Annotated in this window: 15 protein-coding genes and 1 other RNA gene; 10 read left to right on the forward strand and 6 right to left on the reverse strand. The window is 38.6% G+C overall.

Annotation, left to right across the window (positions count from 1 at the left end):
- Window positions 1–124: 124 nt before the first annotated feature.
- Window positions 125–415, reverse strand: coding sequence for a hypothetical protein (locus tag CA2015_RS02415; RefSeq protein WP_048640447.1), 291 nt, complete (start codon window positions 413–415; stop codon window positions 125–127).
- A 464-nt stretch (window positions 416–879) separates the two neighbouring features.
- On the opposite strand from CA2015_RS02415, the gene CA2015_RS02420 reads away from it, so the two are divergent.
- The 5 genes from CA2015_RS02420 to CA2015_RS02440 all read left to right on the forward strand — a co-directional run bounded on the left by CA2015_RS02420 (window position 880) and on the right by CA2015_RS02440 (window position 6,282).
- Window positions 880–2,307: a circularly permuted type 2 ATP-grasp protein gene (locus CA2015_RS02420; RefSeq protein ID WP_048640448.1), complete on the forward strand. Its 1,428-nt coding sequence runs from the start codon at window positions 880–882 to the stop codon at window positions 2,305–2,307.
- 14 nt (window positions 2,308–2,321) lie between these two features.
- Window positions 2,322–3,302: an alpha-E domain-containing protein gene (locus CA2015_RS02425; RefSeq protein ID WP_048640449.1), complete on the forward strand. Its 981-nt coding sequence runs from the start codon at window positions 2,322–2,324 to the stop codon at window positions 3,300–3,302.
- A complete protein-coding gene (locus CA2015_RS02430; RefSeq protein WP_048640450.1) occupies window positions 3,299–4,039 on the forward strand; it encodes a peptidase in 741 nt (246 codons plus the stop codon). The genes CA2015_RS02425 and CA2015_RS02430 overlap by 4 nt, the downstream gene beginning before the upstream one ends.
- Window positions 4,040–4,082: 43 nt before the next feature.
- Window positions 4,083–4,940, forward strand: coding sequence for a transglutaminase family protein (locus tag CA2015_RS02435; RefSeq protein WP_048640451.1), 858 nt, complete (start codon window positions 4,083–4,085; stop codon window positions 4,938–4,940).
- 97 nt (window positions 4,941–5,037) lie between these two features.
- Entirely contained in the window at window positions 5,038–6,282 is a 1,245-nt protein-coding gene (locus tag CA2015_RS02440) for a metallophosphoesterase (protein ID WP_048640452.1), read from the forward strand.
- Window positions 6,283–6,628: 346 nt separating this feature from the next.
- On the opposite strand, the gene CA2015_RS02445 is transcribed toward CA2015_RS02440, so the two are convergent.
- From CA2015_RS02445 to CA2015_RS02465, 5 genes are all read right to left on the reverse strand, one after another.
- The gene (locus tag CA2015_RS02445) at window positions 6,629–9,673 is read right to left on the reverse strand and encodes an efflux RND transporter permease subunit (RefSeq protein WP_048640453.1); all 3,045 of its coding nucleotides are present in this window, start codon (window positions 9,671–9,673) and stop codon (window positions 6,629–6,631) included.
- Between the two features lie 3 nt (window positions 9,674–9,676).
- Window positions 9,677–10,750 carry an efflux RND transporter periplasmic adaptor subunit gene (locus tag CA2015_RS02450; protein ID WP_048640454.1) on the reverse strand — a complete coding sequence of 358 codons (1,074 nt, stop codon included), beginning with the start codon at window positions 10,748–10,750 and terminating at the stop codon, window positions 9,677–9,679.
- Between the two features lie 391 nt (window positions 10,751–11,141).
- Entirely contained in the window at window positions 11,142–12,692 is a 1,551-nt protein-coding gene (locus tag CA2015_RS02455) for a SulP family inorganic anion transporter (RefSeq protein WP_048640455.1), read from the reverse strand.
- Between the two features lie 177 nt (window positions 12,693–12,869).
- Window positions 12,870–13,754, reverse strand: coding sequence for a serine hydrolase (locus CA2015_RS02460; RefSeq protein WP_048640456.1), 885 nt, complete (start codon window positions 13,752–13,754; stop codon window positions 12,870–12,872).
- Window positions 13,755–13,766: 12 nt separating this feature from the next.
- The gene (locus CA2015_RS02465; RefSeq protein ID WP_048640457.1) at window positions 13,767–15,185 is read right to left on the reverse strand and encodes an SLC13 family permease; all 1,419 of its coding nucleotides are present in this window, start codon (window positions 15,183–15,185) and stop codon (window positions 13,767–13,769) included.
- A gap of 693 nt (window positions 15,186–15,878) precedes the next feature.
- Here CA2015_RS02465 and ssrA point away from each other — a divergent pair.
- From ssrA to CA2015_RS02480, 5 genes are all read left to right on the forward strand, one after another.
- Window positions 15,879–16,285: a transfer-messenger RNA gene (ssrA, locus tag CA2015_RS24510) on the forward strand.
- A gap of 60 nt (window positions 16,286–16,345) precedes the next feature.
- Window positions 16,346–16,486, forward strand: coding sequence for a hypothetical protein (locus CA2015_RS25390; protein ID WP_394332063.1), 141 nt, complete (start codon window positions 16,346–16,348; stop codon window positions 16,484–16,486).
- A gap of 103 nt (window positions 16,487–16,589) precedes the next feature.
- Window positions 16,590–16,907 carry a hypothetical protein gene (locus CA2015_RS02470; RefSeq protein ID WP_048640458.1) on the forward strand — a complete coding sequence of 106 codons (318 nt, stop codon included), beginning with the start codon at window positions 16,590–16,592 and terminating at the stop codon, window positions 16,905–16,907.
- A gap of 14 nt (window positions 16,908–16,921) precedes the next feature.
- On the forward strand, window positions 16,922–19,882 hold the full coding sequence (locus CA2015_RS02475; RefSeq protein WP_205749796.1) for a TOTE conflict system archaeo-eukaryotic primase domain-containing protein: 2,961 nt from the start codon (window positions 16,922–16,924) through the stop codon (window positions 19,880–19,882).
- Window positions 19,883–20,252: 370 nt separating this feature from the next.
- Window positions 20,253–20,603, forward strand: coding sequence for a hypothetical protein (locus CA2015_RS02480; RefSeq protein ID WP_048640459.1), 351 nt, complete (start codon window positions 20,253–20,255; stop codon window positions 20,601–20,603).
- Window positions 20,604–20,820: the final 217 nt, after the last annotated feature.

Raw genomic sequence — 20,820 nt, forward strand, 5'->3', positions numbered from 1 at the left:
AATCGCTTTAAAATCAGCCACTTCGTTGCTGCTTTCAATTTCACCATAGCGGTGCTATGCTAAAATCTCCAAACAGCCTGATTTTCTTTCGATTGCAACACTTCCCGTAAACACGGGACAGGCTTCACCCCTGACTATTGTCAGGACGGAGAAATCCTATTACATAATCCGGGTTAAACAACCAATCCTTAGAATCTTGGTAATGGACCAGTTGTGTACTTCTATTAACCGTTAATGAATCAATAGGTATTATTAAAGATTTTGAAGATTTAACTAATTCTTTTGATATCACAGACGCATCTGCTTTGCCCAGGTTTTCACCTTTATTACAAGCAGAAACAAATACCAAAAGCAGTATGAATCCAGAGATTTTGTAAAGGTTATTCTTGCCAATTATTTTTTGTCTGCTGCTCATGTTAGCCTTTTAATGAATTTGATGGTGCTATTTTCTGGTTTAGCCCTTTTTGCTAAAAAATACAACTATTAAGCTTACTTTCTAAGATGTCCCTACTTGAAGGCATTGAAATTGTAATACAGAAACATTATAAGGCACACTTACCATTTTATATAACTGATAATTTAGTACATGTTGTTTGAATTTACAACTTTACCTAAGCATTAAATTTATAGCTTCCAATAGCTACTCAATTTGGTAATCGATCAGCTTCCCAAGAGGAAGAAGATCAACTTGGAACTGGACTCGGACTTTAGGCTAACCACCTAACAGAACATTTAATCAGTAGTGATCCAAAGCCAAAGTACATTTTTCTTAAAAATTAATAACGACCTCCAATTATTTGCATAATTAAAATTTTATACCTAATTTTTATAACTTCTATAATTTTTAAGTCATTGATCCAACTGTTTTAATTAGGCAAAATGAACGTAAACCACGAACCCCAACATTCTTTTTATGACGAAATGTATGATGAACATCAGACATTGCGTGAACATTATTCCAGTCTCGGAGCGTTCATTGAGAATACCTCGGCAAAAAAGCTTAACCAATTGCAATTCTCGGCAGACAAGGCCCAGATGGCCATGGGAATGACCTTCAATGTTTATCATGATAAAGAAGGTTTAGAAAAAATCCTCCACCTGGACATTATTCCACGAATTATTCCGGGAAAAGAATGGCACACCATCAATGAAGGCCTCAAACAAAGGATTACGGCCTTGAACCTATTTTTACAAGACATATATAACGACCAAAAAATCCTTAAAGACAAGATTGTCCCCACGGACTTAATTTTAGGAAGTAAGGATTTTCTAAAGCCATGTATGGGTCTTACGCCACCTAAAGGGATTTGGTGCCATATTACGGGTACAGACTTAGTAAGGGATAACAATGGGGAGTTTTACATTTTGGAAGACAACCTTCGCTGTCCATCAGGTGTATCCTATATGCTGGAAAGCCGTGAAATCATCAAACGGGCCTATCCTGACTTATTCAACAAACTCGGAGTTCGACCTGTTTCAGATTACCCTACCAAACTCCTGGACATGCTTCAGTTTCTTTCTGACAAACCCAAGCCAGTTATTGGAGTATTGACACCAGGTGTTTACAATTCCGCCTACTTCGAACATTCTTACCTTGCTCAGCAAATGGGGGCAGAGCTTGTATCCGGAATGGACCTAATTGTAAAAGACAAGAAGGTATACATGCAAACCACACAAGGTTTAGAACAAATAGATGTATTGTACAGAAGGATAGATGACACTTTTCTGGATCCACAGGTTTTCAATCCCAACTCTATGCTGGGAATCCCCGGGCTTTTTGAAGCCTACAAGGCTGGCAATATTGCCATGGCCAATGCGCCTGGAACAGGTGTTGCAGATGACAAGGCTGTTTATGCCTATGTACCTAAAATAATAAAATATTACCTAGATCAGGACCCTATACTTCACAATGTACCAACCTACCTTTGTAGGGAAGAAAAGGATAGAAACCATGTTTTAGAAAACATTTCAGACTTGGTAGTAAAAGAAACAAATGCAGCGGGAGGATATGGCATGATGATTGGACCAAAAGCAGATGCTAAAGAACATGAAAAATTCCGGCAGTTGATCAAGTCCAATCCTACCAATTACATTGCCCAACCAACACTTTCACTTTCTACTGTTCCCTCAATTGTAGACAACAAAACCATTGAAGGTCGGCATGTGGACTTAAGGCCTTATGTCTTGTATGGAAATGAAGTAGAAGTTATTCCCGGAGCCCTTACAAGGGTAGCATTAAAGAAAGGTTCACTTGTAGTCAATAGTTCTCAAGGTGGCGGAAGCAAAGACACCTGGGTATTGTATTAAAATAAACAAACGATATGTTAAGTAGAGTTGCAAATTCAATTTATTGGCTAGGCAGGTACATGGAGCGCGCTGAAAACTACGCCCGATTCATTAATGTTAATTTCAACTTAATGTTGGATTTACCTCCTGATTTAAAAGAACAATGGGAGCCCCTAATTATGGCGACCGGTGATCATGAACTTTATACTTCCCGAAACAATTCCTACAAGATGAAGGAGGTAATCTATTTCTTGGCCTTTGATCATAGCAATCCTAATTCTATCATTTCCTCTGTGTCCCAAGCAAGAGAAAATGCAAGGATGATTAGGGAAAATCTCACCAAGGAAACCTGGGAAAAATTAAATGAAACCTACCATTTTGTAAACAAGGCCTCTGAGTCGAAAGTCTGGAAAAAAGAAGATCCAAGAGATTTTTTCGAAGAAGTAAAATCTAAGATCTTACTATTGTATGGACTTGCAGACAATACCGTAGCACGCACAGAGGGCTGGTATTTCCGACAACTGGGACAGTACCTGGAAAGGGCAGACAAAACTTCACGTATACTGGATGTCAAATACCATATCTTACTCCCTTCTGCTGAAGAAGTAGGCTCTCCACTGGATTTCCTTCATTGGATGGCTTTGCTAAAGTCTGTTACTGCTTTCAATACTTATAGAAGACTCTATGGCAATATCTCTCCTTCAGGCGTGGTGGAATTTCTGGTATTAAATAAATTCTTCCCTAGGTCCGTCTTTTTTTGTTTGAAAGAAGCCGAACAATGTCTCTATAAGATTTCCAAGTCAAATGGAGAGGGATATTCCAATAGTGCTGAGAAAGCAATGGGAGAATTGCGATCAAAACTGGAATTCGATGATGTCAACGATATTATTTCCAGTGGATTACACGAATACATCGAACAGCTTCAAATAAAAATTAATAATGTCTCCAATAAAATAAACGACAATTATTTCCAAATAAAAGATAACTTTGCCAGCCAAACTATGGATCAAGAATGACTTTCTGCATTGGAATAAAAACGAAACACGGAATTGTAGGTTTATCAGACACTCGAATCACTTCAGGTAATGAAACCACTACCTCAAAAAAAGTATATACTGTAAACAGAAAAAACCACTCTTTCTTTATAATGACCTCTGGTCTTCGCTCTGTAAGAGACAAAGCCATTACCTATTTTGGAGAATTGATTGAGAAAAATGACGCTAGCTATGACAAGCTCTATAAGGCAGTTAATGGTTTTGCAGATCAGGTAAAGCGTGTGGCTGGTGAAGACATGGCCTCATTGGAAAATTCAGGCTTTACTTTCAATTTGTTCTCAATTATCGGCGGACAGCTTGAAGAAGACAAGGAACCCAAACTCTATTTACTTTACCCTCAGGGAAATTGGATAGAAATCAGAACGGGAACACCTTTTGTCATTATTGGCAACACTGGATTCGGCAACCCGGTATTAAGAAGGTCTCTAAAGTACGATGAGCCACTTTTGCTCGCTTTAAAAAGTGCATTTTTGGCTTTCGATGCAACTAGAATAAGTGCCAATGATGTTGACTACCCTATAGACACTGTAATTTTAGAAAATGACACCTACAATGTTGTAGAAAACCGATTTGAGCAGCATGAGTTAAATCATTTATCTGAATTCTGGAACGACTCATTAAAAGAAGCGATCCATAACCTTCCAACAGAAGTCTTAGAAAAAGCTTTCTCACCAAAAGAATTTGAAAAAAGTGAGTGAGCTTGAATAATGTTGTTTTTTCTAATTTAAACAAACTGCAATTATGCGTCTGAAAATACAACACACCACAACTTATGAATACCAAAAATCTGTAAGGTTAAACCCGCATCATTTTTATCTCAAACCACTTCAGAGAAATTACCTGGAAATCAATGCCTATAAACTGGATATAGACCCTAAACCAGAGGGAGTGAATGAAAGGTACAGCATTGAAGGAAATCCCTATTACCAAGCCTGGTTTACAGGGGAGACGGAAAACATGGTGATTAAAGTCGATTTTGAGGTAAACACCAGTCACTTTAACCCCTTCCTCTTCCTTATGGACCAATGGTTCCTGCAAAATTTCAATCCGGAAGCTGACATTCCTTTTTCTTACCAACAAAAAAACTTGCCTATCCTCCAACCTTACCTGACTCATAGCAATAACAATTTATTAAAAAGCTATGCGCTTGAAAAACTGAGGACCAAGGATCCTATCCAGTTTCTGACACAATTGAATGCTGCCATTCATGCAGATTGGCACCATATTATACGAGAAGAAGAAAACCTATGGTCAGCAGCCAGGACCTTTGCTGCAGGAAAAGGATCCTGTAGAGACCTCTCATTCATGTTAATAGAAATGTTAAGACATGTAGGCCTAGCAGCTAGATTTGTCAGTGGTTACGCCTTCAATCCAGAATTGGAGGAAGGCCATGAGCTCCATGCTTGGGTGGAAACTTACCTACCAGGTGCCGGGTGGGTAGGATTGGATCCAAGCCTTGGACTAATGGCCGACGAGCACTATATCCCCCTTGCCGCAAGTTTTCTTCCAGAAAACACGCTTCCTGTACATGGCTCCTTTGGTGGAGAAAACCTCAAACCCTCCACCCTACACACCACTCTTAGCATTCACCCATTTTAGAAAGAATCCCCTGTTTCCCTAAAACCAAATAAGCAAAACAAAATCTTATTAACCTTTTTACATGATTTTCAGTTTAATAGGATAACTTAAACTATTTATGAAAAAAGTGGGAGGCACCTTATTTATTATTACTCTACTATCAATTGTGATTTTTTTAGATTGGTACGTTTACCAGGGAATTAAAGCAATTTTACCTGCAGATTATTTAACCCTAGGGAAAACAACTTATTGGATTTTAACTGGAGCAATAGCTGTATGGTTAGGCTTTACTTTCTATACTATTATGCAAGAAGGCAAAATATCACCTTCTTCTCAGCAATCCTTGAATTTGTTTTTGGTCATCCTTGTCACACAACTAACCGTCATTGTTTTTCTATTTGGAGAAGATTTGATTAGGGTAATTGGTACTGTATACAGTTATGCGACAGGCGCTACAAACGAGAATGGTTCACTAATGGCTTCTAGAAGAAAATTCATAAGCCAGATTGCTTTTGCCGTAGCAGCCATTCCTATGACTGGATTTATCTATGGCATCATAAAAGGCAAATACGATTTCAGAACCATCAAAAAAACCCTTTATTTTAAAGATCTTCCTGAGGCATTTGATGGTTTTACCATAACACAACTGTCAGACATTCATGCTGGCAGTTTTAAGGATTATGCTGCAGTGAAAAAAGGGGCTGACATGGCAGCAGCCCAGCAGTCTGACCTTTTTGTATTTACAGGTGACCTTGTCAATCATAAGGCAGATGAAATTGACCCCATGATTGATATTTTCTCTCAGATAAAAGCTCCCTACGGGCAGTTTTCCATATTGGGCAACCATGATTATGGAGACTATACCTCCTGGCCAAGTCCAGAAGCCAAAGCTCAAAACCTTCAATCCCTTAAGGGCAAGCACAAAATGATGGGTTTCGATCTTTTGCTGGATGAAAACAGAATTATCGAAAAAGATGGTCAAAGGATAAGTTTACTTGGTGTAGAAAACTGGGGCCTGGGCTTCCAGTCCAAAGGGGATCTTGAGAAATCACTTGTAGATGTCCCTGACGACGCTTTTAAAGTATTGCTTTCTCATGACCCTACCCACTGGGATGAACAAGTCAAAAACCACCCTAAAAATATTCACCTTACCCTTAGCGGCCATACCCATGGCATGCAGATCGGTATAGAGACGCCTTTTATCCGCTGGAGCCCTGCACAATACCGCTACACCAACTGGGCAGGAATAGCTGAACAGGCAGGCAAATACCTTTATGTAAACAGAGGTTTTGGCTTCCATGCCTTTGCCGGTAGAGTGGGAATCTGGCCTGAGATTACGGTTATAGAATTGAAAAAAGGGTAAACCTATATCTCAAAAAAGGCAACACCTATTCGATTAACCCCGAAATATGCAATAGACATTCTATTACGTGCTGAAATCGCTTTAATATCAGCCACTTCGTTGCTGTTTTCAATTTCACCATAGCGGTGCTATTTTCTTGCGATTGCAACACTTCCCGTAAACACGGGACAGGCATCACCCCTGACTATCGTCAGGGCCAGGAAATCCTATTACATAATCCGGGTTAAATCGTGATTTTTTTGATGCCACGGGTTATTTTCCCCGTGGCAAATACAATCAATATACCGCCAAAATAAGCATTTATGATGGCTAAGCAGCGTTACTTTTCAATGCCTTCAAACGCGGATTAAAACTTTATTGCCCCTCGCTGTCCTGACAGAAACCAATAGGCCAATGGCACAAAATACAAAGCGGTAAATGTTCCTATGGTCAATCCACCGATTACGGAGAAAACCAATGGCCTTTGCAAATCAGCACCTAATCCCGCACTAAAAACCACCGGAATAAGGGCAAGAATAGTAGTGATTGATGTCATTACAATAGGCTTCAACCTTATCTCCCCTGCATGGTACAGGGCCATGGTAAGTGCTACTCTGGTCTCCATTCCATCTTTGGTCTGATAAATGGCCCTAAGCCGATTAATGGTATCTATCTTGAGAATAGCATCATTGACCATAATCCCAAGCATTACTACTAACCCTATGGCTGACATTACATTTAGCGAAGTACCTGTAAGCCACAGCACCAAAAAAGCCCCTCCTACTCCCAAAGGAAGAGTGAAAACAACAATAAGGGGTTGTAAGAAGCTTTCAAACTGAGCGGCAAGAATGAAATACAGCAATAGAATGGATATCATTAAGATACCCATTAACTGTTTGATGGTTTCCTGATCCTGAAAGTACTGCCCTGCAAAATCAACAGCAAGGTCTCTTTCCGTACCCCAAGAACGAATATCCGCCTCATGCTTTGTAGGCTCCGAGACATCGAGGTTTAGGGATTGGTAGATCCCATACCTGTCAGAAGTTACATATTTGTAATGTGAATCGTAGGAATAAGTAATGAACTCATTTAAGGAGTAGGCTATGCCTTCTTCACCGTAGATATAATTACTTTTCAGAAGGGTCTGAAAATCCAATTGGTCATTTCTTAATTGAATGGGAATAATTTCACCAAATTGCCGGATATCGGTAATCAGATAATTTCCAAATAATTGTTCTATGCTTGTGATCAATTGATTTACTTCCAGACCATACAATGCCAACTTCTCAAGATCTGTTTTAAAAATTACAGAAGATCCTTCCTGCAAACCTGGGCCTTTGGTCCAAGTCTCAACTGGAAATTGCTCCATCCATTGATTCATTTGACTTGCTTTTATAGGTCTTTTGGACTCTAAATTCTTCAACCTAACCTCATAATAAGGCCGGTTTGAATTGAAAAGCTGGTCAAATGCATTGGGCGCATCATTTATTGCTAAACTGGCCTGAGGGTAATTTTGACGAAAAAAACGCTTAAGTTGTCTGCTGACACTTTCTTTGGCTTCATCATCAGCAAACATCAGGTAAAGATCCGCTTGCTGAATGGCATTTTCTCCTTCATACAAGATAAATTGCCTTAAGCCCAAATCGCTTTCAGTAACTGTGAAATTACCCTCCAACTGAGCCAATAGACTTTGAATTCGGTCTTTATTTTGGCTTGCATCAATTGGCTCATTCCAATCCAAAGAGATCAGCACATCAAATTTTTCGATAGGCGGCAAACCTTCAACTTTTAAGAATTTGACAGTACCCAATAGAAGTGGAATCAACAAAAACAAAAACATCAAAGACCAGCCCGGATGAGCAAACAATCCCTGGAAAACTTTCTTGTATCCTTTTAGCAGTCCTTTGAACAGGCGACTGTCTTCTTTTGCAGCACTTTTTTCCTTGTTTTTAAACAATAGAAAATACAATAATGGAAGCAAAATAAATGCTACCAGTAAAGAAACGCATAGTATAGCTGCCACTGAGACCGCCTGATCATAAAACAAGGCTCCTGCCACACCACTTAAAAACACCAAGGGAACAAATACGGCCAATGTGGTTAAAACAGAACTTATCAGCGCAGATTGAACTTCATTTACTCCACTTACACAAGCCTCAAACAAGGGCAAACCCTCCTCACGCTTTCGATTGATATTGTCCAAAACGATAATGGCATTGTCAATTAGCATTCCCAGCCCTAAGGCAAGCCCACTCAATGAGATAACATTTATGGAAATATCGAAGAAATAAAAGACCATAAAACTAATCACAAGGGAAGAAGGAAGGCTTATTCCAATGATGATAGGCGTCCGGTAATTGCCCATAAAGACAAACAAAATAGCGAAGGCAAACAATCCCCCAAAAAGCAAACTGGTTTGAAGGTTATTAATCCCTGCATTTAACAAGGAAGATTGGTCCTGTGTCAATTCAAAATCTACCTGTGGATAATCCACCTTGAACAATTCCACTGCCTCATAGATCAGCGGCATGGTTTCATTCATTTTGGCAGAGGTTTGTTTGTGAACAGTAACTACCAGTCCTTCTTTGTCTTGAAACAAGTGAAAACCAGTAGGTTTTGAAAGTGTATGTTCAACGGTTGCTACTTTTGAGAGGGTGACAATATTTCCTGAGGGTCCATGTACTGGAAGATTCCCCACATCTTCAGCCGTTTCAAGTTTACTAGCCAAACGTAAAAAATACCTAAACTGTCCATCCTCCACACTTATGCCAGGTAATTCACTATTCCCATCATTGATGGCCCTAATTAAATCTGCTTCTCTAAGCCCCAAACCACTCATCAAGGGCTTATTGGGTGTGACAGTAATCACCTTTTCTTGTCTACCATTAATATCCACAAGGGCCACACCTTCCAATTGTTCCAGCCTCTTTTTGATCACATTCTCTGTGAGCAAGGATACTTCAGCGAAGTCAACCCCTTCTTTTGGAATTACCTGCAAGCGAACAATAGGAATATCATTGGAATTGATCCGAACCACTTGTGGTCTGGGCATATCCTGTGGAAGGTTGTTGGTCAGTCTGTCAATTTTTTCATTGACTTCAATATAAGCCAATTCCATCCTTGTCTGAAAATCAAAGGTCAAACGAACATCCCCTACTTCGGAACCTGCTTTGCTCTCTAAGTCTTGTAGGCCATTTAAGGTAACCATGCCTTCCCGGATAGGACTGAGCACATTTTGCTCAATGGACTCTGGGGAGGAATTGGGATAGTTTACTTTTATGACAATTTGTGGAACATCTATAGGAGGCAACAATGAAATTGGCAATGTTCGAAACAAAATGATACTAAAAATAAGCAATGCCAGAAAGGTCATTCCAACTGCAATCGGCCTTGAAAGTAAAAATTTTACCATAGCTTAATCAGTTGTTATCTGCACTGCTGCCTGATGTCCTAGCTGCACGTTATTACTTACAATAACTGTTTTATCAGCTTCCAATCCATCCAATACTTCAATCTCTCTTCCGTTGTCCTTCCCTACTTCTATATAATTCCAAATGGCTTCATTATTATCAATGGTAAAGACCACCGGGCGACCGGATCGATAAACCACTGCTTCTTTAGGGACCACAAGGTTATTGTTTTGTGGCGCTCTAATCACTGCCCTCGCATTCATCCCTGACAAAAGACTTCCACCTGCACTTAATTTTATGGTCACCTGCACCAATCCATTCTCATCCACCTTAGGATTGATGCTTGTGACGGTGCCAGTAATTTTTTCTCTTTCACTATCGCTTGTTCCTGATACTGGATAAACCTCCGTCTTTTGCCCTTTTTTAACATAGGAGATGTCCGACTCCAAAACTTTAACTTTCATTTCCAGTGAACGGGTACTTAATACCAAACAAATTTCATCTCCAGCATTGACTAGACTGCCTTTTTTAATTTTCAAGTCGGCTATTGCTCCAGTAATAGGCGCTTTGACTTCTGTTTTAGCGAGATTATTTTCAGCTTCCCTTACAGCAATCTGAGCAGCCAACAATCCACTGGAAGCTCTCCAAAATTCATCTCTGGAATTTTTGTCCAGGTTTTCGGAAAAGGTGGTCTCTACCGAGGAAACTATTTTTAAACTTTCATACTCTGCACTGGCAGTACGAAGGCTCACTTGTGCTTTCTCCCACTCAAGCTCGCTGTCTGTTTTATCGAGTAATGCGATAATATCCCCTTTCTTCACCTGCTGCCCTTCCTCTACTTTGAGTTCTATTAGGTAACCACTTCTTTCCACTATGGACATTACTTGATTTTCCGCTTCTATTTTCCCTGAAGCATTGATCAGGTAATCAAAGGACTTTCTTTGTGATTGCCCTACCTTCACTGGGGTGGCCTTAACTTCATCACGAAAAGTTTCCATGGGAATTTCCTCTATCTCCTGGGTTTCTACACCACAGGAGAAAAAGAAAATTAAGGAACAAAATAAGAGTGTTTTGTTCATGTCTGTATTTGACTAATGGGTTAATATATTCTTTTGGAATTATAGAAGAATATAATTAACTAAAATTTTAAATCTCATGCAAACAATCTCTTTTATTTTTTGTTAAAAACGATTGTTAAAACCCAAATTGATGATTTTCCCTAATTTCTAGAATCCATAGCTATCCACTTGATAAGCAAGATATCGACAGTACAAAAATCAGATCTAGCTCTATAAAAAAAGTAAAGTCAGATAAATGTTGGATAGGATTTACTCTTTTCTTTGACTCCTAATCAGCTCAAAATTACAGATCTTGCCAAGGTGATCCAATTATGTAAAACTTACTCTCTGAAAAATAAAAAAACCAGATTGAATAATTCAACCCGGTTTTGTAATCTTAAAATCAAAAATCTTATTTCAATGTCTTTTCATCTGAATGTACAAATTCAGGGTCATCTTCTGTGTAATTCACATGAATTATAGGACTGGCCTTGTGTAGCAATGCCTTACTAGAAGTATCAAGGTGTCTAATATAGACCGTTTTTCCTAGTTTATTGTACCTCTCGGTCACTTTATGCACAGCTTCCAATCCAGAATGATCAACTATTCTACTTTCTTCAAAGTCAATGATGATTTCATCGGGATCATTTAATGGATCAAATTTCTCACCAAAAGCAGTTACTGATGCAAAAAACAGAGGACCGAAAATATCATAATGTTTGACACCTTTTTCGTCAATCCTCTTTCTAGCACGAATCATTTTAGAATTTTTCCAGGCAAATACCAATGCTGCGATGATCACTCCGATCAATACGGCAAGGGCAAGATTATGTAAAAACACAGTAACCAGTGTAACAAGGATCATTACCAAAACATCTGATTTGGGTACTTTTCTAAAAACCCTTAATGAAGCCCACTCAAACGTTCCTATGGCTACCATAAACATCAAGCCAACCAAGGCTGCCATTGGCACCATTTCAATATAAGAAGAGAAAAACAATATAAAGGTCAGTAAACCTAGTGCAGCTACTATCCCCGAAAGTCTATTTCGCCCACCTGCGTTTACATTGATAAGTGATTGTCCAATCATGGCACATCCACCCATTCCACCAAAGAAACCAGTAGTAACGTTTGCTACACCCTGAGCAATACATTCTTTATTGCCACTTCCCCTGGTTTCGGTGATCTCATCCACAAGGGTTAATGTCAATAAACTTTCTATCAAACCTACTCCTGCCATTATCGCTGAATAGGGTAAAATAATCCAAAAAGTCTCCATTGAAAGGGATACTAGTGGAATATGAAATTTTGGCAAACCACCTGAGATGGAGGCCATATCTCCAACCGTCCGTGTATCGAGCCCTCCAAAAATAACAATTAGGGTTACCGTCAATATAGCAGCCAAGGCCGAAGGTACTACTTTTGTCAACTTGGGAAGGTATTTGATAATGACCATGGTCACAAGCACCAAGCCTAACATTAGGTACAATGGTGTACCAGTCATCCATTCTTCAACACCTTGTGAATTGACAGTTTTAAATTGTGAAAATTGCGCTGTGAAAATGATGATCGCCAATCCGTTAACAAAGCCAAACATTACAGGGTGAGGAACCAATCTGATAAGCTTACCCAGTTTCAACACGCCTACAAGGATCTGAATTAAACCCATTAATACTACTGCAGCAAAAAGATATTCCACTCCTTTGTCTACAACCAAAGCTACCACGACTACTGCAATGGCTCCTGTAGCTCCAGATATCATTCCAGGTCTACCTCCTAATATAGAGGTGATCAAACCAATAATAAAAGCGGTATACAAGCCAACTAAAGGACTCACCCCAGCAATTAAGGAAAAGGCTACCGCCTCTGGAACCAAAGCCAGGGCAACAGTTAAACCAGAAAGAACCTCATCTTTTAAATTGGCTTCTTTGGGTTTGAATAAGTTGTAAAAGGCCTGTGTCATGGGTCTGAATTATAGGTGAAATTTTAAATGAATGATTAATGAATTTAAAAAATTGGGCATTTGGGCAATTTCCACTTAGGAAATAAGGCGCAAAGATACCAAAAATATATTTAATTAAAATAATATTTGGTTTTTTAGGAAAGGAATAAACTGAAAGCAAGCCCGATAGCGGTTCCTTTAATGTTCTGTCACATAAGCATAAATCAACTGGCTAACCCTTGCAATGCAGGCTTTCCCTGCCTCTTCATCCTGGAGATTTTTACTCAAAACAACCAAAACATAACGAGAACCATCTTCCAAATCCACAATTGCAGCATCATGCTGTACTCCGGTTATGGATCCAGTTTTATGCGCCACCTTTGCCGTTTTGGGCAGGTATTTAGGAATCAAACCATTGAAATGCTGGTCGGAAAGAATCTCCATCATGTTCTTTGCCCCAATGACTTTATTTTCCGCTATGGCCTCCATGACCAACATCATGTCCAGTGCAGTTGTAGTGTTGCTTAATCCTGCATCATAAGCTTTCAAATCCTCCACTCCACGGAGAACTTGTATGTCATTTGCTCCCAAATCCCGCATGGTTTGGTTTACATTTTCCGCAGCTACCATTTCAATCAATAGGTTTGTGGCCAGATTGCTACTGTTGACTATCATTTCATACATCAACTCATAGATACTGCCTTTTTCACCAATTCTACTGTACAAAGCTTCTTGGCTGTCTACACTCAGATCCATGCTAAAAGTACTGCCATCCAAAATGCTCTTAAACTCATTTCGAATCACTATGGAATCCTGTAATGAGAAATTACCAGCCTTCTCCTGCTTAAAAAGTTCGATCATCACAGGAGTTTTCATGGTACTGGCCGCATGAAACACCTCTTTTTCATTTATAAACAATTCCTTGTCAGCATCATCCAATAACCTAAAGGCAAGACCAAAGTCTCCTTCTACTGAATCCATTAGGTTGCGAATTTCATTCTCAAGCTGTTTAAGTTGATTGTCCTCCTTGGCGGGAGTACAAGAAAGTAGCAGAAGTAAGAATAATATAAGTTGTCCTTTCATGTGATCTTTGGATTAAAGTAATACAAGTACCCAGACCATAACGGCCAAAAAAGCCAATATCGGTCCCAACACGATAAAGAAAATGCCCCCGGTCCGAAAATCTTTTTGTTGCACCATGCCTGTTGCAAAAGCAATGGCATTGGCAGGAGTAGAAACAGGAAGCAATAAGGAACATGAGCAACTGATCGCAACCATCACTGGTCCTGCAATTCCATAAATCCCCGGTAGGGCAAGACTGAGGGGGACCAATATGGAAGCTGCTGCCGTATTGCTCATTACATTGGAAAGTAGTACGGCTATAAGGCAGAAGATAATCGCAATAAATACTTTAGGCAATGGCAAGGCATTGATTTTCCCCATTACAATTTCCGCTAAGCCCACCTCCACAAGGGCTATACCTAAAGCCAAGCCTCCTGCCACCAACATAAGCGTGTCCCAGGGAAGACTTCGCACATGCTCGGAGTGGATCACTTGCGTCATGGTAAGCAACACTATAGGTATGGCAGAAGTAGCAGCCACAGGGATCCCATGCAAGGATTCAGTCAACCACATCATCACGGTAATGAACAAGGTAAAAATGACAGCATTTTTTTCAAAACGGCCCACATTCCCCTTTCCCTTTGGTAAAAGAGACAAGTCCAACTTTACATCAGAGAAATCCCGGGTTTTGCAAAGAAATTTCCAAAACAACCAAACCAACAGCAAGCCTGTGGGAAAGCCAACCACCATCCAGTCTATAAAGGTAATGCTTATCCCCTTCTCCTGAAGGGCTCCTACGGCAATCGCATTGGGAGTGCTACCAATGATGGTACCTATTCCTCCTACAGATGCGGCAGCAGGGATGGCTATCAGCAAAGATTTACCATAGGGAGAGTCTTTTCCGATTAAACGTACCAACGGAATAATGGAAGAAATCATCATGGCCGTGGTAGCAGTATTGGACATGACCATGCTTGCAACAGCGGTCGTCATCATCATTCCCAGCAACAAGCCCTCAGGTTTGTGCCCAAATTTTTTGACTGTAAATTGAAACAACTGTTGATCCAACTCAACCAAGCTCATGGCTTTGGCCAGGAAAAAGCCGCCCAGTAGTAGCCAGATTACATTACTGGTCCAAGTACTCACATAGAGCTCCGGCGGCATGGTTTTATCAAAAAAGAAATCCGTACTAAAACCCAGCAAGAGGGTAGCAATGATAAAAATCCCTACAGCAAAAGGGGGCAAGGCTTCAGATATCCATAAACCAATAGCCAATATGCTGATAAAAAACACAAAATTAACAGGAGGGTCATAACCTATTTTACTAAAAAAATAGGTCACCAATAAAGCAATCAGAAAATTCCCAATAAAAGAAGAAGTACTGAAAATCCAGTTTAATTTGAGTTTCCTATAGAGAATACGCGCTCCACTTCTGGAATCTGCATCGAACATGCACCATTGACTTTAAAGGTAAAAATTAGAATACTATCACTTAGTCAAGTGACTCTGGTTGGACTAGGGATTTATAACAGCCAACCATGAAGCAATTTAACTCTTTTTTGAAAGATTTAGTCCTTAAATTCTGCAATCATTATAAAGATCTTGTAATAAAGCAATGGTATATTTTTGTCAGAAAAGAGTAAAACAATGGAAGGTAAGAAGCCACCCTTGGCACATTTATTGAATTAGATACCTTTAACAGCCATTACAGTTCCTTACACTCGTGGCTGAGAGAGTAAATTAATAAATGGTCAGTTCTTGATACAATAGTTAAAACATTAAAAGGGAAGTTAAAATATTTCCCCTGAGTAAATCCAATAAAAGTTATTTCTTCGTAATTGCTTATGAGATCAAAATTAAAGCTGAAATAAAAAAATTAACAGTTTTTTATCCGTTTTAAGCAATATTTGAGAAAGTAATTTTTTAATCTTATTTAGTTTAAGGGCCATGGTTACGACTCCATGGCCTTTTTTTTGAAATAAACTTTTAAAATTGGAAGTCTATTTTGTTTTAGAACTACCTACAATTTTCAATAACCAAAGTAAAAACCTAAGAAGGCCTATTATGGACAGGTCTATATTTTCCACTAAAAATATTTAGGTTTTGGAACCAAATTTGTGTTAGCTTTGTCAACTTAATTCACATGGGGCTGACCGGTTTTGACAGTAGGAGTAAAGATTGGGCTCGCATGCAGGCTGGAGTATGTACTGCCTTGAACGATTCATACAAACCATAATTGGCGAATCTAATTACGCCATGGCTGCCTAATCTTACCCTTCGGGGACTAGATAATGCTTAAAGGGTTGAGCTTCGATAGATGCTCCCCGGCCACATCCCGCAACCCTGTGTCTTTTCGGGGTTGATACTGGGGTGTCGATAAGGAAGGACTAGTGCTTGTGATGCTGCTAATCAGGTGCGAAATTAAGCAGATAAGCCGAAAGTAGGTGTGTCAACCAGCGGTTTTCGGTCGACAATTCAATAGTTGACTAAGCATGTAGACGGTACGGTGTTTCCCTATCTGGACGCGGGTTCGACTCCCGCCAGCTCCACAAAAGAAGCCCTGATTACTTTAAAAAGTAGTCAAGGCTTTTATTTTTTTAGGTAAGGGGCGGATTGCTCAAAGGCATAAAGCAGCTTCCAGACATTTGAATAATTTAAAAGAAATAGACGTTTTGAAGTCACTTTCAAAGGGAAAAGAGGTTATTTACGTAAATGAAAAACTGTATAATTTACTGAAAAATGGCAAAAAATAACGTGGGACATTTTGGGACACGTTCTGAAAACGTGAGACAATTTATACCTTTTTAGGACACGTTATAAAAACGTGGGACATTTTGGGACATAAAATAATCAACTATGGATACAGACGATTTATCAATACCGACTTATAAAGGAATCATTTCAGAAGCCGAAAAATTCAATCACGATTTGACTTTGCAATTTGGTGTCTTGGCGTCCAGTTGTAAAGATGATGACGACTATTTGAATCAAGCGGAAGCCTTAATAAAAGATTGGCTTCAAATGAATGATTTTGAAGATATTATTGATGGTATTTTCTTTGGGCAAAAAGTAAATGAAAATGCGTTCAGAAAAACTTTAAACATAACCCTATCCAATATTGCTGAAATCAGAAAAACACCAATGGAACAACGGGAATTTGAAGATTGGGGATAGGTATTATCAATAAAATGGTTTCCAATCACGAAAATATCAACCTTTTACGCTCCCTCTTCAAAGGGCGTGAAGACCTATTTTCCGTTCGTTGGGAGAAAGGAAACAAATCGGGCTATATGCCAGCCTATTTTTATGACCCATATCGTTTAAGGGTGCATAAAATGAATGGAGGAACATTTCAGAATTTTACCGAAAAGTCTTATCTGAAATTTACAGATGAACAAATCCAAAAGCATTTGGACGGTTTTCATCATATTGGAATTTACCCATTATTACAGGACAATACCATTTGGTTTTTAGCAGCCGATTTTGATAAAACCAATTGGCAAGATGAAGCTGTTACTTTTCTTAATGCTTGTAAAGAAAAAGAAATCCCTGCCTACTTGGAGCATTCACGTTCGGGTAACGGTGGACACGTTTGGATATTTTTTGACAAACCATATCCAGCCATAAGAAGTCGCAAAATATTCATATCAATTTTGGAACAATCGGGTGCATTTTCAATGTTCGACAAAAGTTCCAGTTTTGACAGATTGTTTCCCAATCAGGATTTTCTTTCAGGCAAAGGCTTTGGAAACTTGATTGCATTGCCGCTTTTTAAGCCAACTTTTGAAAAAGGAAATAACTGCTTTATTGATCCAGAAACATTTGAACAATTTACAGACCAATGGGATTTCCTGAAAAATATTCAAAGGGTTTCCACAGATTTTTTAGACGAGCAATGCAAAACATTATCACCTGATGTTCCGAAAATAAAATCGCAGCCAATAAATGGAAAACTTAGCATTTCTTTAAACAATACGATACGAATCAGCAGAAATGGATTAACGCCAACGCTTACTCATTTTCTGAAAGAAGAATTAAATTTTGCAAACTCTGAATTTTTCATCAAAAAAAAATCAGGAAGAAACACCTTTGAAACAGTCCGTTATTTTAAACTGATTGAGGAATCAGAAAGTGAAATCTTCATTCCTCGGGGATTTATCGGAAGACTACTGCGCTTTTGCAAGAAATCACAAATCGGATTTGGGTTTGTTGATGAAAGAAAGCTAAAACCAACTATTCCTTTTGTGTTTAATGTTGCCTTGCGAAATCATCAACTTGGAGTAATAGAAGCGGTTTCTAAAAAGGACTACGGAGTGATAGTTGCACCACCAGGTTCAGGAAAAACAGTAATTGGATTAAAAATAATTGGGGATAAAGGACAACCTGCACTCATCATTGTTCACCGAAAACAGTTGTTGGATCAATGGACAGAACGGATTGAAGCATTTTTGGGCATTCCCAAAAGAGATATTGGCGTTATCGGTCAAGGAAAATCTAAAATAGGCAAACAAATTACCGTGGCAACAATTCAAAGTTTGCCAAAACAAATAGAATCTGTTGAAAATCAATTTGGAACTATCATAGTGGACGAATGCCACCACGTTCCTGCCGAAACTTTCAGGAAAACAATTGAAAAACTACAAGCATATTATCTGTATGGATTGACTGCTACCCCTTTCAGAAAGTACAATGATGGGAAAATGATTTTCACCCATTTGGGAGAAATTATTGCCAATATTCAACCCACTGAAATTGAAAATTATAAACAGGCGAAAATCATCATCCGCAACACTGCATTAAATGTTCCATATAATTCTAAGACAGATAGTTTTGAAACATTGTCAAAAATTTTAGTTCACGATACTGCTCGAAACAAACTGATATGGGAAGATGTAAAAACAGAACTGAATCAGGGTAAGAAAGCGGTTATCATCACCGAACGAAAAGAGCATATTGATACGCTGTATTTATTTTTAAAACAATCGTATGAAGCTATTACGCTGAGCGGAGAAGATTCAGAAACGTCTAAGAAAGCCAAATGGAAAACATTACAAGAAGGGAACTTTCAGGTTTTAATTACAACAGGACAATATTTTGGCGAAGGAACAGATTTACAAAATATTAGCTGTTTGTTTTTGGTCTATCCGTTTTCTTTTGAAGGAAAACTAATCCAATATATCGGCAGGGTGCAACGCTCGGAAATAAATCCGACCATTTATGATTATCGAGATTATAAGATTGATTATCTCAATAAACTTTTCTTAAAGCGAAATACTTATTATCGAAAAATTGACAAGCAGGCAACCTTGTTTGATGAACCAAAGGACGAAATCACAACTTCAAAACACGTTTTAACTATAGAAAAGAAAATTAAAGTTCCAATTGAGGAATTGGAGTTTCATTATGGAAGTCTAGCCTTCAAATATGCAGTTGTTGAGATGAATACCGAACTTCAATTTCAGGTTGAAAACATTGAAATTAGACCAGAATTTGAGGTACTTAAACCCTATTTCATCAAAAGATTGAAGTCAAAAAATATTACCGTAGAATTGTTAGCCGAGTTTGAAAACGGAAAATTGGTTTCTCAATTAGCACTATCAACTGATATTGACCGCATCAATAAAGAAGTGGTTGAGGGAGTGAAATTTCAATTTTTGAATAAAAGCTTGCTCAAACAATTCAGTACCAAAAATCAAAACATTTTGACTTCTGATGAATTACAAGAGCAGGATAAAATTTATTCAAACGCAGAAGAGGTATTGACTGAAATTCTTAAAAATAAGCAATACAAACATTCTCAACACATTCAATATTTAGCAGAAAGACACGAGAGTTCAATAATGAAAATTCGTTTTGTCCTCAATCCATTTTCATTTGTATTTTTGCTTGCAGGAGACCAAAGTTATTTTATTGTTTTGGAAACCTTGGACACAGAAGAGGCAACTTACATTTGGCATGCCCCTAAAAATAAATCGTCATTAATTGAAGAAGTAAAACAAATTGACAGCCAATTAAGCACTATTAGAAAAAAAGGAAGACAGGCATTTTTGGAAAATAATCCTGAAAAATTTACTAGAATTATGCACGATTATTCAGATAACAAAAAAGGATTTATAATATGGAAATCAGCATTAGAAGAGATTGTTTAGGATAGGGAGTATTTTACCATGGTTTAAATATCACATAATAGCACTCTTTTTGCACATTAGTTTCTTTTTTAAAAGTTATGGTTCCATTTTTTCATACCTTTTAAGAACAAACATTGGCAGGTATTTTTGGATCTTTTAAAAGTTACAAGGGTGTTGGTTCGAACTTTTTCAATTCACCTGTTTAATTGATTCATTCAGGAGCTCCCCAAGCTTTCTGCATCTCGTTTCTTTTTCTTTCTTCAGTAACTTTAACATACCGTTGAAAACTTTTGTAATCGGCATGGCCAGTTATCTTCATCACCGTCTCTGCAGGGGATTAAATAAATTGAGAAAACTGTAGCATTTTCTCGGTACCATTCGTCTTAAAAGTATGAAGATTTATAAAGTTAAACCCTTACTATTTTTTCTCTTGCTGATTTTCTCCTGCGAAAACAACGTTGGCCCAAATAGAGAGGGTACCGCCGAGGTGGCCATCTCTGTAGCTTCAAGGGGAGGGTATCAGTTTCTCATCGAATTCGACGGCGACCTTTATTTTCCTGAAAACTTACCAGAAGAATTTAGGGTGGTATCTCAGGAACCCATACCTGTAAACATCAAATTTCAGATCCAGGATAACAAGGAAGACATCCTTCAACCAGCTCCAAATGATGTGCCTATTTTTCTAATGTCCGTACCTGTGATCACGATAATATCGATTGAAAAAATCAAATCAATTCCCTAAAGTTTCTGAACTTAATCTTTTCAACCGGATTCGAAGACTTTGGGTGTCGACTTGATAGTGCTGCTCCCCGCAAGGCTACAAAACAAGTTTAAGATCAGCGGCTAAGCTGTTGTCCAGTTTATAAGCAAACAACAGTCGCAAATCCAAACGATGAATGAACATTTAGATGGTACGGTGTTTCACTATCTGGACGCGGGTTCGACTCCCTCCAGCTCCA

The organism is Cyclobacterium amurskyense, assembly GCF_001050135.1.
GTDB lineage: Bacteria > Bacteroidota > Bacteroidia > Cytophagales > Cyclobacteriaceae > Cyclobacterium > Cyclobacterium amurskyense.

Coding starts and splice junctions, on each gene's coding strand:
- CA2015_RS02415 (WP_048640447.1), bottom strand. CDS start 415: ATGAGCAGCAGACAAAAAATAATTGGCAAGAATAACCTTTACAAAATC.
- CA2015_RS02420 (WP_048640448.1), top strand. CDS start 880: ATGAACGTAAACCACGAACCCCAACATTCTTTTTATGACGAAATGTAT.
- CA2015_RS02425 (WP_048640449.1), top strand. CDS start 2,322: ATGTTAAGTAGAGTTGCAAATTCAATTTATTGGCTAGGCAGGTACATG.
- CA2015_RS02430 (WP_048640450.1), top strand. CDS start 3,299: ATGACTTTCTGCATTGGAATAAAAACGAAACACGGAATTGTAGGTTTA.
- CA2015_RS02435 (WP_048640451.1), top strand. CDS start 4,083: ATGCGTCTGAAAATACAACACACCACAACTTATGAATACCAAAAATCT.
- CA2015_RS02440 (WP_048640452.1), top strand. CDS start 5,038: ATGAAAAAAGTGGGAGGCACCTTATTTATTATTACTCTACTATCAATT.
- CA2015_RS02445 (WP_048640453.1), bottom strand. CDS start 9,673: ATGGTAAAATTTTTACTTTCAAGGCCGATTGCAGTTGGAATGACCTTT.
- CA2015_RS02450 (WP_048640454.1), bottom strand. CDS start 10,750: ATGAACAAAACACTCTTATTTTGTTCCTTAATTTTCTTTTTCTCCTGT.
- CA2015_RS02455 (WP_048640455.1), bottom strand. CDS start 12,692: ATGACACAGGCCTTTTACAACTTATTCAAACCCAAAGAAGCCAATTTA.
- CA2015_RS02460 (WP_048640456.1), bottom strand. CDS start 13,754: ATGAAAGGACAACTTATATTATTCTTACTTCTGCTACTTTCTTGTACT.
- CA2015_RS02465 (WP_048640457.1), bottom strand. CDS start 15,185: ATGTTCGATGCAGATTCCAGAAGTGGAGCGCGTATTCTCTATAGGAAA.
- CA2015_RS02470 (WP_048640458.1), top strand. CDS start 16,590: ATGGATACAGACGATTTATCAATACCGACTTATAAAGGAATCATTTCA.
- CA2015_RS02475 (WP_205749796.1), top strand. CDS start 16,922: ATGGTTTCCAATCACGAAAATATCAACCTTTTACGCTCCCTCTTCAAA.
- CA2015_RS02480 (WP_048640459.1), top strand. CDS start 20,253: ATGAAGATTTATAAAGTTAAACCCTTACTATTTTTTCTCTTGCTGATT.